This is a genomic window from Stappia sp. (assembly GCF_048268045.1).
Taxonomy (GTDB): domain Bacteria; phylum Pseudomonadota; class Alphaproteobacteria; order Rhizobiales; family Stappiaceae; genus Stappia.
In genome coordinates, this window is the sequence record NZ_JBLWWG010000002.1 from 179,856 (window position 1) to 192,768 (window position 12,913).

General features: G+C 65.3%; 11 protein-coding genes. 9 read left to right on the plus strand and 2 right to left on the minus strand.

The window, feature by feature from the left end:
- The 3 genes from hemJ to ACN0WF_RS03385 all read left to right on the plus strand — a co-directional run bounded on the left by hemJ (window position 1) and on the right by ACN0WF_RS03385 (window position 2,765).
- Entirely contained in the window at window positions 1-426 is a 426-nt protein-coding gene (hemJ, locus tag ACN0WF_RS03375) for a protoporphyrinogen oxidase HemJ (RefSeq protein ID WP_417771366.1), read from the plus strand.
- Between the two features lie 310 nt (window positions 427-736).
- Window positions 737-2,002 carry a transcription termination factor Rho gene (rho, locus tag ACN0WF_RS03380; RefSeq protein WP_417771367.1) on the plus strand — a complete coding sequence of 422 codons (1,266 nt, stop codon included), beginning with the start codon at window positions 737-739 and terminating at the stop codon, window positions 2,000-2,002.
- Between the two features lie 199 nt (window positions 2,003-2,201).
- Window positions 2,202-2,765: a GNAT family N-acetyltransferase gene (locus ACN0WF_RS03385; RefSeq protein WP_417771368.1), complete on the plus strand. Its 564-nt coding sequence runs from the start codon at window positions 2,202-2,204 to the stop codon at window positions 2,763-2,765.
- Window positions 2,766-2,776: 11 nt separating this feature from the next.
- Here ACN0WF_RS03385 and ACN0WF_RS03390 read toward each other — a convergent pair whose 3' ends face one another.
- Entirely contained in the window at window positions 2,777-4,831 is a 2,055-nt protein-coding gene (locus ACN0WF_RS03390) for a thioredoxin domain-containing protein (RefSeq protein ID WP_417771369.1), read from the minus strand.
- Between the two features lie 150 nt (window positions 4,832-4,981).
- Here ACN0WF_RS03390 and mnmE point away from each other — a divergent pair, with 150 nt between their 5' ends.
- The 5 genes from mnmE to ACN0WF_RS03415 all read left to right on the plus strand — a co-directional run bounded on the left by mnmE (window position 4,982) and on the right by ACN0WF_RS03415 (window position 11,108).
- On the plus strand, window positions 4,982-6,313 hold the full coding sequence (gene mnmE, locus ACN0WF_RS03395; RefSeq protein ID WP_417771370.1) for a tRNA uridine-5-carboxymethylaminomethyl(34) synthesis GTPase MnmE: 1,332 nt from the start codon (window positions 4,982-4,984) through the stop codon (window positions 6,311-6,313).
- 282 nt (window positions 6,314-6,595) lie between these two features.
- Window positions 6,596-8,545, plus strand: coding sequence for a tRNA uridine-5-carboxymethylaminomethyl(34) synthesis enzyme MnmG (gene mnmG / locus ACN0WF_RS03400; protein ID WP_417771371.1), 1,950 nt, complete (start codon window positions 6,596-6,598; stop codon window positions 8,543-8,545).
- Complete coding sequence (rsmG, locus tag ACN0WF_RS03405) at window positions 8,542-9,231, plus strand: 16S rRNA (guanine(527)-N(7))-methyltransferase RsmG (RefSeq protein ID WP_417771372.1); 690 nt, start codon at window positions 8,542-8,544, stop codon at window positions 9,229-9,231. Before mnmG ends, rsmG begins: the two co-directional genes overlap by 4 nt.
- 6 nt (window positions 9,232-9,237) lie before the next feature.
- A complete protein-coding gene (locus ACN0WF_RS03410; protein ID WP_417771373.1) occupies window positions 9,238-10,065 on the plus strand; it encodes a ParA family protein in 828 nt (275 codons plus the stop codon).
- 149 nt (window positions 10,066-10,214) lie between these two features.
- A complete protein-coding gene (locus tag ACN0WF_RS03415) occupies window positions 10,215-11,108 on the plus strand; it encodes a ParB/RepB/Spo0J family partition protein (protein ID WP_417771374.1) in 894 nt (297 codons plus the stop codon).
- A gap of 111 nt (window positions 11,109-11,219) precedes the next feature.
- Here the strand turns inward: ACN0WF_RS03415 and ACN0WF_RS03420 are convergent, their stop codons facing one another.
- Entirely contained in the window at window positions 11,220-11,789 is a 570-nt protein-coding gene (locus ACN0WF_RS03420) for a sigma-70 family RNA polymerase sigma factor (RefSeq protein WP_417771375.1), read from the minus strand.
- A gap of 430 nt (window positions 11,790-12,219) precedes the next feature.
- On the opposite strand from ACN0WF_RS03420, the gene ACN0WF_RS03425 reads away from it, so the two are divergent.
- Window positions 12,220-12,729, plus strand: a complete 510-nt coding sequence (locus ACN0WF_RS03425) for an invasion associated locus B family protein (RefSeq protein WP_417771376.1) — start codon at window positions 12,220-12,222, stop codon at window positions 12,727-12,729.
- Window positions 12,730-12,913: the final 184 nt, after the last annotated feature.

The window sequence follows — 12,913 nt, forward strand, 5'->3', positions numbered from 1 at the left end:
ATGCTCTATCTCTGGCTGAAGGCCTTCCACATCATGTCGGTCATCGCCTGGATGGCGGCGATGTTCTATCTGCCACGGCTTTTCGTCTACCACGCGCAGGTTCCCGCCGGCAGCGAGCGGAGCGAGATCTTCAAGGTGATGGAGCGTCGCCTGCTCAAGGCGATCATGAACCCGGCGATGATCGCGACCTGGATCTTCGGTCTGTGGGTGGCGATCGAGGCGGACGTGTTTCGTGACGGCTGGTTCCACGCAAAGCTTGCGCTCGTGCTGCTGATGAGCGGCCTGCACGGCTATCTGTCGAAATGCGTCAAGACTTTCGCCAAGGATGCCAATACGAAGTCCGACCGACACTATCGCATCGTCAACGAAATCCCGACGGTTCTGATGATCGGCATCGTCCTTCTGGTGGTACTCAAGCCGTTCTGATCGGAAAGGCGAGGTGACGCAGCGTTCCCTGTCGCCTTTCCTTTCGAATTTTGTTATACGTTCTTTGCCGGAGGCGCGAAAACGCGCTTGCTCGAGGCGCACGAAGAATGTAGGTTCGCCCAACCTCAATCCTGTGGGCATGGTTTCAGGTTCCAATTCACGGAACCGGTCGTCTCCAGACCGGACACTGGCCTGTCCGGTTCGCGACCCGCAGAAAATCCCTTCTTTCCTTCGATTCCCATGCCAGGCGGCACGTCTGGCAGGATCGACGCAAAATATCATCCCTCTAGCAGAAGACCGTCCCTTGCCCATGCGGGAAATGAAACTCTCCGATCTCAAGATCAAAACGCCGACCGAGCTCCTTGCCTTCGCCGAGGAGCATGAGGTCGAAAACGCGAGCACGATGCGCAAGCAAGAGCTCATGTTCGCGATCCTCAAGCAGCTCGCTGCGCAGGATATCGACATCATCGGCGAGGGCGTCGTTGAGGTTCTGCAAGACGGGTTCGGGTTCCTTCGCTCCCCGGACGCAAACTATCTCCCCGGCCCGGACGACATCTATATTTCACCGTCGCAGATCCGCCGGTTTTCCCTGCGCACCGGCGATACGGTCGAGGGCGAGATCCGAAGCCCGAAAGAAGGCGAGCGCTATTTCGCCCTTCTCAAGGTCAACAAGATCAATTTCGAGGACCCGGAAAACGCCCGCCACAAGGTCCACTTCGACAATCTGACGCCGCTCTATCCGGATGACCGGTTCAAGATGGAAGTCGAAGGCCAGCCGACGAAAGACTACTCGTCGCGCATCATCGATCTCGTTGCGCCGCTCGGCAAAGGCCAGCGCGCCCTGATCACCGCGCCGCCGCGCACCGGCAAGACGGTGTTCCTGCAGAACATCGCCAAGGCCATCACAACCAATCATCCCGAGTGCTACCTGATCGTCCTGCTGATCGATGAGCGTCCGGAAGAAGTCACGGACATGCAGCGCACGGTGAATGGCGAGGTCGTCTCCTCGACCTTCGACGAGCCGGCGGTGCGTCACGTACAGGTCGCGGAGATGGTCATCGAAAAGGCCAAGCGCCTGGTCGAACACGGCCGCGACGTTGTCATTCTTCTCGATTCCATCACCCGTCTCGGCCGCGCCTACAACACTGTCGTGCCGTCCTCGGGCAAGGTGCTGACCGGTGGTGTCGACGCCAACGCCCTGCAGCGCCCGAAGCGCTTCTTCGGCGCGGCGCGTAACATCGAGGAGGGCGGCTCGCTGACGATCATCGCGACCGCGCTGATCGATACCGGCAGCCGCATGGACGAAGTGATCTTCGAGGAGTTCAAGGGCACGGGCAATTCCGAGATCATCCTCGACCGCAAGATCTCCGACAAGCGCGTGTTCCCGGCCATCGACATCCAGCGCTCCGGTACCCGTAAGGAAGAGCTGCTGGTCGATCCGGTCAAGCTCAAGAAGACCTTTGTCCTTCGCCGCATCCTCAATCCGATGGGCACCGTGGACGCGATCGAGTTCCTGCTCGACAAGCTGCGCCAGACCAAGTCCAACGACGATTTCTTCGACAGCATGAACACCTGATAACTCCTGTTGACTCCGACGCGCCTGGGGCGCGCCGGCAGGTATCGGGATTCACGTGAAACACCCGCATCGGTCCTCCGGTGCGGGTGTTTTGCGTCAAGGGTGGATTCGGTACCGGAACGGGTGTGAGACTGTTTCACGTGAATCATATGGATTCGGGTCTGAAACAGATCCGGCGCAGGCCCGCATGAGAATGCCAATGCAAGCAGATGACAACGGGACCATCCTTGCCACGCAGCGGCTGGTGCTTCGACCCTGGCGTGAAGCCGACCGCTCCGATCTGGCCGCGATGAACGCCGATCCGCACGTGATGCGTCATTTCCCCGAGCCGCTGTCGCCGAGCCAGAACGACACGTTCTTCGCGCGGCTGATGGAGAAGCAGGCGGCGGGGGATATTACTTTTCAGCCGGTGGAGGAGAAGGCGACCGGGCGATTTCTGGGCTTTGTCGGATTGAACCGGCCGGGCTATGTGGTGCCCGGGGCAGAAGGGACGATGGAGATCGGCTGGCGCCTGGTCCGCGATGCCTGGGGGCGTGGCATCGCCACCGAGGCAGCCCAGGCCTGGCTTCGATTCGGCTTCGAAACCCTTGGGCTCGATGAGATCGTGGCGTTCACCGCCGAAGGCAATCTGCCGTCCCAGGCCGTGATGCGTCGCATCGCAATGACGCGCGACGAACACGGCGACTTCGCCCATCCGCTGCTGCCGCCGGATCACCGCCTGTCACGCCATGTGCTCTACCGGCTGGCGCGCCCTGCCACCTAGGGCTTGCAACCTCAGTCGCGGGAGCGAAGGCCGGCGAGAGCCTCGGCAATGGCGGAAGGATCGGTCAGGGGGGCGGCGCAAGCCCCTTCGCGACACAGATAGAGGGTCGGCCGTCCGGCCTGGGCGATCTTGCCATGGCGAGGGTCTTCTGCCGGATAGTCGGCGCCGTCCCGGGCGAGGAAGGTTACCAGGGCCGGATCGGCGAGACCGCTGAGCGCGGCGTCGAATGTCGTCGGGCGCTGTCCGTCCGCAGTCACGATAAGCGCCAGCACCGCGTTGTCGCGGGTGTCGAGGGCTGAGAGCAGACCCGCGGTGCCAAAGACATTTTCCGCGATTTCGCCTGCGAAGGCATTGAAGGTGGCTTCCGCGCGGCTGCGGAATATCGGCCTGCCGCTGATCGTCCAGAGCCGGAGCAGCGCCTCGGCGGCAACGGCGTTGGCGTTCGGCACCGCCTCGTCGAGCGGGGAGTAGGGCCGCACGATCACATCCGAGGCGGCGGACGAAGTCAGGCAGTAACCGCCGTTTTCATGCGCATAGCCGGCCTCAAGACGTTCCGCATGGTCCATGGCGCGGGACACCCAGGCCTCCGCCTCCTCGCTGTCCTTCGCGGTTTCGGCAAGCGAGAGGGCGGCACGCATCAGCGCCGCGTGGTCGGTCGCGAAGGCCGGACGTGTGGCGCGGGCGTCCCGCCAGGCATGGGCAAGGCCCTGGCTGCCGTCCATCTCACGCTCGATGAAGTGCCAGGCATCGACGGCGACATCGCGCCACGATTCACGTGAAACAAGCAGGGCAGCCTCCGCGAGAGCCGATATCATGTGGCCGTTCCAGTCCGCTAGAACCTTGTCGTCACGTTCCGGAGGGACCCGTTCGGAGCGGACCGCGAGCAGGCGGTCGCGCCAGACCTTCAGATCTTCCTCGGAAACATCGCCGATGATGTCGTCGTCGCCGGCCAGGCGGTTGGGGATGTTGGCGCCCTCGAAGTTGCCGCCGTTGGAAATATCGTAGGTGCGGTTGAAGAGGGTGGCATCGTCGGGGCCGAGAATGTCGACCACCTCATCCGCCTGCCAGACATAGTATTTGCCCTCGACGCCCTCGCTGTCGGCATCAAGGCTCGAAGCGAAGGCGTCGCCGTTGCGCATGTCGCGCAGAAGCCAGGCGACGGTTTCATCGAGTCGCCTGCGGAACAAATCCACGGTCTCCGCGTCGGTGGCGGCGGCGATGGCCAGTGACAGATGGCGCAGGTACTGGGCGTTGTCGTAGAGCATCTTCTCGAAGTGGGGGACGAGCCAGCGTTCATCGACCGAGTAGCGGGACAGGCCGCCGCCGAGATGATCGTAGATGCCGCCGTTGCTCATTTCTCGCAGGGCTTTGAGCACTTCATCGCGCAGACCCAGGTCGCTGCGCAGGCCAGCCCGCCACAGAAGCTCCATAACGGGTGCTTGCGGAAACTTCGGGGCACCGCGAAGGCCGCCGTGTACCGGGTCGAGCAGGGAGCCGAGGCGCGAGCCGGCGGCGGCGACGATCGCCCCGGAGACGATGGCGTTCCTGGCGCCGATATCGCGGGGCATCTGCCGCAGGCGGGCCATCAGCCCGGCGCGGTTCTGCTCGATTCGCTCCCGATCCGACCTGTAGGCCGTGGCCACCGCGTGCAGCACGTCGATGAAACCGGGACGGCCCCAGCGCGCCGTCTTGGGAAAATAGGTGCCGCCCCAGAACGGTTCGGCGTCACTGGTCAGGAACATGGTGAGCGGCCAGCCGCCCTGTTCGCCAAGCGCATGCAGCGCGCTCATGTAGATCTGGTCGATGTCCGGGCGTTCCTCCCGGTCGACCTTGATGCTGACGAACAGCTCGTTCATCACGGCGGCGACCTCGTCGTCCTCGAAGCTCTCGTGGGCCATGACGTGGCACCAGTGGCAGGCGGCGTAGCCGACCGACAGGAGGATCGGCTTGCCGGCCTCGCGCGCCTCGGCAAGCGCCTCCGGCCCCCATTGCCGCCAGGCAACGGGATTGTCCTTGTGCTGAAGAAGATAGGGGCTGGTGGCCCCTGCGAGGCGGTTGTCGGTCATGTCTGTTCCCGGCTATGAGATGACGGTCCCGGCGCGGGTCCCTATGGAGAGAGTTAAGGCAGTGACCGACGAACACAAGGCAAAGGGCTGCATTGTCGCACCGGCGAGGGTGCCTGCCCTTGGCGCCCGCCTCGATTCGGAGACGCAACGGTGAGCGACGACACCATTCATGCCCTGTCGAGCGGTGCACTTCCCGCCGGCGTCGCCGTTGTCCGGGTCTCCGGCCCGAAAAGCGGATTCGTTCTCGAAACGATGTGTGGGGGACTGCCGGCGCCGCGTCGCGCGACGATGCAACGGGTGCGTCATCCGCACTCGGGCGCGCTTCTCGACATGGCGCTGGTGCTGTGGCTTCCCGGCCCCGCGAGCTTCACCGGCGAGGATGTCGCCGAGATCCATTGCCATGGCGGGCGCGCGGTTGTCGCCTCCGTGCTCGAGGCGCTGGCGGCCATCGACGGCTGCCGGCCGGCGGAGCCCGGCGAGTTCACCCGGCGCGCCTTCGACAACGACCGGCTCGACCTTCTTGAGGTGGAGGGACTGGCTGACCTGATCGCCGCCGACACGCAGGCGCAGCAGCGCATGGCACTGGCCCAGGCCGGGGGCGCGCTTGGCGCGCTCTACGACGGCTGGCGATCACGGATCGTACGGGCGCGGGCGCTGATCGAGGCGGAGTTCGATTTCGCCGACGAGGAGGATGTGCCCGACGATGTTTCGGCGGGCATGTGGGCGGATGTGGCCCGGCTGGCGCGGGACATCGGCGAACACCTCGACCGCTCAAAGGGCGCCGAGCGCATCCGCGACGGGTTGCAGGTGGTGCTGCTCGGAAAGCCGAACGCCGGCAAGTCGAGCCTGCTCAACGCGCTGGCGCGGCGGGATGTCGCCATCGTCGCCGAGGAGGCGGGCACGACCCGCGATGTTATCGAGGTGCATCTCGATCTCGGAGGCTATCCGCTGACGCTGGTCGACACCGCCGGCCTGCGCGAGGCGGGTGGGGCGGTCGAGCGCGAGGGCATCCGCCGGGCGCTGGCGCGGGCGGCCTCGGCCGACCTCGCGTTGTGGCTGGTGGCCGGGGACACAGACGGGGCGACCGCATCGGAGAGCCCGCCGGAGGATCTTGCCGCCGAGCTGTGGCGGATCGCGTCAAAGGCCGATCTGGCGGAGGCAAGCGATGCCGGCGGTGCTCCACGGCACCGGATCTCGGTGCGCACAGGGTCAGGGGTCGACGCGCTGATTGCCGATCTTGCCCGGTTCGCGGAGGACCGCATGGGGCGCATCGGCGAGGCGGTAGCAACCCGCGAGCGCCACAAGGTGCATCTGCACACCGCCGTGGCGGCGCTCGAAGCGGCTCTCCACAGCTCGCGTCCGCTCGAACTGAGGGCGGAAGACCTGAGGTTGGCGGGCGAGGCACTTGGCAGGATTGCCGGCCGTTTCGGCGTCGAAGATCTGCTGGACGTGATTTTCGGCGAGTTTTGTATCGGCAAGTAAACGGTCGTTTCACGTGAAACAGCGGAATCCCGGGATCGATTCCATACCGATATGAAGACTCCTCCGTAATGACAGACGCAAAGGCCGGATCTTGCGCGCTTTGCCGGTCCCGAGCCTTCCGGCATTCTGCCTGTTCGCGGAAATGGGGCGACCGACTCGGATGCGTTCCGGTCTAGGATGGTCGTCGTCTTCACCGGCGGGATGGTGTAAGACACGCAGATTACGCGGGACGCCCGGCACGGGCGGGCTCGAGGGCTTGAGCATCTGGACGAGATCGACGGAATGACGGAGACGGGATCAACGCGCGGACCGAAGGTTCCGACAGCGGGCGGCGCGCGTTTCGACGTGGTGGTGATCGGCGGCGGGCACGCCGGCTGCGAGGCGGCCGCGGCGGCCGGGCGGACGGGTGCGCGCACGGCGCTGGTCACCCACCGGTTCGACACCGTCGGCGTGATGTCATGCAATCCGGCGATCGGTGGGCTCGGCAAGGGCCACTTGGTGCGCGAGGTGGATGCGCTCGACGGTCTGATGGGGCGGGTTGCGGATATCGCCGGCATTCAGTTTCGCTTGCTCAACCGGCGCAAGGGACCCGCGGTGCGCGGACCGCGCGCCCAGGCCGACCGCAAGCTCTACCGTGCCGCCATGCAGGCGGCGATCCTGGACACGGCCGGACTTGAGGTCGTCGAGGGGGAGGCGGCGGAGCTGCTCGTCTCCGGTGGCGCGGTCTCGGGTCTCAGGCTTGCCGACGGGCGGGAGCTTGCCGCGCCTGCCGTGGTGCTGACGACAGGCACCTTCCTGCGTGGCGTCATCCATATCGGCGACGAGCGCATTGCCGCAGGACGGGCCGACGAGGCGCCGGCGGTGCGGCTGGCGGAGTCGCTGCTTGCTCATGGCTTCCAGCTCGGCCGGCTCAAGACCGGCACGCCGGCGCGGCTCGACGGCCGCACCATCGACTGGAGTGGGCTGGACGAGCAGAAGGGCGATTCGGACCCGGAACCATTTTCCGCGCTGACGGATGCAATCACGACGCCGCAGATCTCCTGCCACATCACCCGCACGACGGCCGAGACGCACGCGATCATCCGCGAGAACCTGCATCGCTCGGCGATGTATTCCGGCAATATCACCGGTCAGGGGCCGCGCTACTGCCCTTCGATCGAGGACAAGGTGGTCCGCTTCGGCGACCGGGACGGGCACCAGATTTTCCTGGAGCCCGAGGGCCTGGACGACGACACCGTCTATCCGAACGGCATTTCCACCTCGCTTCCGCAGGACGTGCAGATGGCGTTTCTGCGCAGCATCCCTGGGCTGGAACATGTCGAGGTGCGGCGCATCGGCTATGCCATCGAATATGATCATGTCGATCCGCGCGAGCTGTCGCGGACGCTGGAGACGCGCCGCCTGCCGGGGCTCTACCTTGCCGGGCAGATCAACGGCACGACCGGCTACGAGGAGGCCGCGGCCCAGGGGCTTGTCGCCGGGCTCAACGCGGCGCTCAAGGTCGGCGGATCGGCGCCGGCGGTCTTCGGCCGGGACCAGGCCTATCTCGGCGTGATGATCGATGATCTCGTTACTTGCGGCGTTTCGGAGCCCTATCGCATGTTCACCTCGCGCGCCGAGTATCGGCTGTCGCTTCGCGCGGACAATGCAGACCAGCGTCTGACACCGCTCGGCATCGCGCTTGGCTGCGTTGGCGCGCGGCGGCGCGAGGCCTTTGGCGCCAAACAGGGGATGCTCACCGACATCACCGAACGGCTGCATGGCCTGACGGCGACGCCCGAGGACGGACGCCGTGCCGGCCTGCATATCAATCAGGACGGCGTTCGGCGCTCGGCCTATGATCTCCTTTCCTATCCAGACATCGACCTTGCCGCGCTTGCGCGGTTGTGGCCGGAGGAAATCGCGGCGCTCGATCCGGCCTGTGCGCAACAGGTGGCGATCGATGCGCTCTATGCGGTCTATCTGAAGCGCCAGTCGGCCGACGTCGAGGCGCTGCGCCGCGACGAGGCCCTGAGGCTTCCCGCCGATCTCGACTACCAGCTTGTGAGAGGGCTTTCGAACGAGGCGCGCCAGAAGCTGGAGACGGTGCGTCCGGAGACCCTCGGACAGGCCGGGCGTATCGACGGGGTGACGCCGGCGGCGCTGACGCTGCTGCTGTCCTATGTGAAAAAGAGCGCGCGACCGGTCGAGGGACGCGCGGCCCAGGCGGCTGGCGGGGAGAACGCGGCATGAGCAGACCGGCGGTTCTCAGCCCCACGGATGGCCCGGAAGTGCTTCACGGACGGTTCTCCGTTTCACGTGAAACAGTCGAGCGCTTGACGCTTTATGTGAATTTGCTGCTGCACTGGCAGAAGGCGCAGAATCTCGTCGCGCCGTCGACGCTGTCCGAGGTGTGGCTGCGCCATGTGGCCGACAGTCTGCAGGTCGCGGATTGCGCGCCGGATGCCCGCGTGTGGGCCGATTTTGGCAGCGGCGCCGGCTTCCCCGGTCTTGTCACCGCGATTGTGATGATGGAGCGGGGAGGGGGGCATGTGCATCTCATTGAGAGCAACCAGCGCAAGGTCGCCTTCCTCCGGGCGGTGATCCGGGAGACCGGCTGTCCGGCGAGCGTTCACGCGGATCGGGTGGAGAAGGTCGGTGCACGGCTTGTTGCGGAGCCTGGCGATGCCGGCCCGGTGACGGCGGTCTCGGCGCGCGCGCTCGCCGATCTTTCGCAACTTTGCGCCTACGCCGAACCGTTTTCGGCGACGGGCGCCCTTTCCATTTTCCACAAGGGAAGAAATTTCCGCGAGGAGGTCGCGCAAGCGTCTCACCAATGGGATTTCGATCTGGTAGAAAGAGAAAGTCTCATCGATCCCGACAGCCGGATCCTGACGCTAGCGCGGATCCGGCCCCGTCGTGCGACAGGGAAAGGCTAGATCCGGATGAGCATGCTTCCTCAATCGCCGCGTGTCCTGGCACTTGCCAATCAAAAGGGCGGGGTCGGCAAGACCACCACGGCAATCAATCTCGGCACCGCGCTGGCCGCCATCGGCGAACGCGTGCTGGTCATCGACCTCGATCCGCAGGGCAATGCCTCCACGGGCCTGGGCATCGACCGGCGTAACCGCGACCTCTCGACCTATGACGTGCTGACCGGCGACTGTTCCCTGGCCGAAACGCTTCAGGACACGGATGTTCCGCGTCTCTGGGTCGCGCCGTCGACGATGGACCTGCTCGGCGTCGAGCTGGAGATCGCGGGCAGCTCCGACAGGGCGCACCGGCTGCGCAAGGCGATCTCGGAGCTGGCCGAGCACGGGCGGACCGAGGGCGCGCCGGACTTCACCTATGTGCTGATCGACTGTCCGCCGTCGCTGAACCTTCTGACGATCAACGCGCTTTCGGCCTCGCACTCGATCCTGGTGCCGCTGCAGTGCGAGTTCTTCGCGCTGGAGGGCCTCAGCCAGTTGCTGTCGACCGTCCAGCAGGTCAAGACGGCGCTCAATCCCGAGCTTTCGATCCATGGCATCGTGCTGACCATGTACGACAGCCGCAACAATCTCTCCGCGCAGGTCGTGGCGGATGTCCGCGAGACCATGGGCGATGCGGTTTACGACACGGTGATCCCGCGCAATGTGCGGGTGTCGGAGGCGCCGTCCTACGGCAAGCCGGCACTTCTCTATGATCTCAAGTGCTCGGGCAGCCAGGCCTATCTGCGGCTTGCCTCGGAGATCATTCAGCGTGAGCGCACGCTGCGAGGCGTCGCGGCCTGAGGGCCGAGAGCCGGCGCGGCAATCGATTCGCCTCCGCAACGTCGGCAATGACGGACGGGGCAGGGCATTTGAACGACAAGAACGGACGGCCCCGGCAGGCGCGACAAAGCGCCGCGCGGGTCGTCGAAACGGCAAGCGGGTGACGGTCGATGGCTGAAGAAGAGGGTAGCAAGAAGAAGCGGCTGGGACGGGGCCTTGCGGCGCTCATTGGCGAGGTTGGCACCGAACCGCCGGCCGATCCGCGCCCGCCGCGCGACACGCGGAAGGTGCCGATCGAGTTTCTCACGGCGAACCCGCGCAACCCGCGCAAGAGCTTCGCCGAGGCGGATCTCGAGGATCTGACCAACTCGATCCGCGAGAAGGGCGTGGTGCAGCCGCTGCTGGTGCGTCCCGTGCAGGGGCGCGACAACGCCTATGAGATCATCGCCGGCGAGCGCCGCTGGCGGTCCGCGCAGCGCGCCGGTCTGCACCTGGTGCCCGTCGTCGTGCGCGACGTCACGGATCAGGAGGCGCTCGAGCTGGCGATCATCGAGAACGTCCAGCGCGCCGATCTCAATCCGATCGAGGAAGGTCTCGGCTACGATCAGCTTGTGCAGGAATTCAGCTATAGCCAGAGCGAGCTTGCCCGGGTGATCGGCAAGAGCCGCAGCCATGTGGCCAACACGCTGCGGCTGCTGAAGCTGCCGAACTCGGTGAAGGACTATCTGGCGGAAGGGCTGCTGACGGCGGGCCATGCGCGCGCATTGATCACGGCCGAGGACCCGGCCGCGCTGGCGGAGCTGATCGTCGAAAGGGGGCTCAACGTGCGCGAGGCGGAGCGTCTCGCGCAGGACCCGGATGCGCTCAAGAAGGGCGGCAAGACGGCGGCAAGACCGGAGAAGGACGCCGACACCAAGGCGCTGGAAAAGCGGCTTGCCGACAGTCTCGGGCTCAAGATCGCGATTGCCCACAAGGCCAACAAGGGCACCGGCGAGCTGAAGATCAAATATGCCTCGGTCGAGCAACTCGACGAGATCTGCCGGCTGCTCGGGGTTAGCAACTGACGTAGTCTAGCTGGCTAATTATCCTTTTGAACCGGGCGCTTGCATCAAGTTGATGCGGGCGCCCGTTCTCGTTTGGTGGGCAGCTTCGCGGGGAGGCGATGGCAAGGGGGATCAGTCGGTGTCGACCGCGGCATCGTCCTCGAAGCGCTTGCGCAGCTTGGCGAAGGCGAGGCGGATGCGCGACTTGACCGTGCCGAGCGGCACGCCGGTTTCCTCGGCGATCTGGCTGTGCGAGCGGCCCAGGAAGAAAGCGCGGCGCACCAGGTCGGCCTGGTCGTCGGGCAGGTCGGCGAGGGCGGCGCGCACGCGCTCCTCGCGGGTGCGCGCGTCTATGAGGTCGTCGGCGTCGTCAGGGGCTGCCGGGCGCAGGCCCGGGTCGTCGATGTCGATCTCGCTGCTGCGGTCACGGCGCAGCGCGTCGATGCGCCGGTTGCGGGCGATGCGGAAGAGCCAGGTCGAGGGGCTGGCGCGGCCCGGGTCGAAGAGATGCGCCTTGCGCCAGAGGGTGATCATCACCTCCTGGGCCAGTTCCTCCGCTTCGGTCGCGTCGGTGCCCAGGCGCACCAGATAGGATTTCAGCCGGGGTGCGAAATGGTCGAAGAGTGTGGCAAAAGCGGTCTGGTCGCGTGCTTCGGCCACGCGCCGGATCAGGCTCGAGAAATGCTCCGCCGCCGAAGACATCACGCCGCCCCGCCATGTTCGGGCGGGCGGAAAAAGAACCGTGTCATTCGACCCCGTCGTCTCCCGACCGGACAACAGCCGGTCGCTTTCCTTCCCGGTCGCCGTCGCGCGCGGCGCGCCCCCCGTTTCCAAAAGGCCGATCCTGCACGTTTACAAGAAACGACCGCCTGGTCCACCGCGAGGCTTGCCGGCTGGGCGAAAAGGGCGCGAACGGCGCGCATATCGGCCATTCCGGCCACTGTCACACTCTCGCCCGATTTTTATCGCCAGCGTGGCCCGCGAACAATCATAGCGGGTTTTTGCCGCGACACCATGTGGGAGTGGCGTCATCAACCCTTTCGTAACTTGCGATGCGGTAACCTTAAAGCAAGGTGACGGAAGCGCATCGAATTCGTCCAAAATCCGAATGTCAGCAGTAGCGGTTTAGGAAATGATGCAGGCACGAACGCTCATCCCGGCCCTTTTGGCAGTCGCCCTCACGGGCGCGTCGGCGCAGGCTCAGACGCCGACTCTTATCGGCCAGAACAATGACTGGGACACATATTCCTACGGCGGAGCCAAGGGGAAGGTTTGCTACGCACTGTCGAAGCCGACCAAACTCGCACCGTCCGATCGTAATCACGGCGATGTCTTCTTCTTCATCTCCAATCGTCCGGGTGAAAACGTCAACAACGAACCGAGCGTGATCGTCGGCTATTCCTTCAAGGAGCAGTCCTCGGTGTCGGTCGACATTGACGGCAACAAGTTCACCATGTTCACGAAGAACGACGGCGCTTGGATGGCCAATCCGACAGAAGAGCGTCAGCTCGTCGGGGCGATGAAGGCAGGGCGGTCGATGGTGGTGAGCGGCGTCTCGTCGCGCGGCACCCAGACCACCTATACGTTCTCGCTCTCGGGCGTGACCGCGTCGATCAGCGCGGCCGACAAGGCCTGCCAGTAGGAAAGACGGACCGCAGCGCCGCCGACACCGGTGGAGCCGCGGCAAAGACCGATGTGAAAAGGGCGCGCGGCGCCCTTTTCGCGTTGCCGTGGAACCAAAGGCCAACCCCGTGAGCGACAGGGGGGTCACAAGCCCGGCATAATCGGGTATAAGCGCGCACGACGAAGATGAGGCGGTGCCGTCC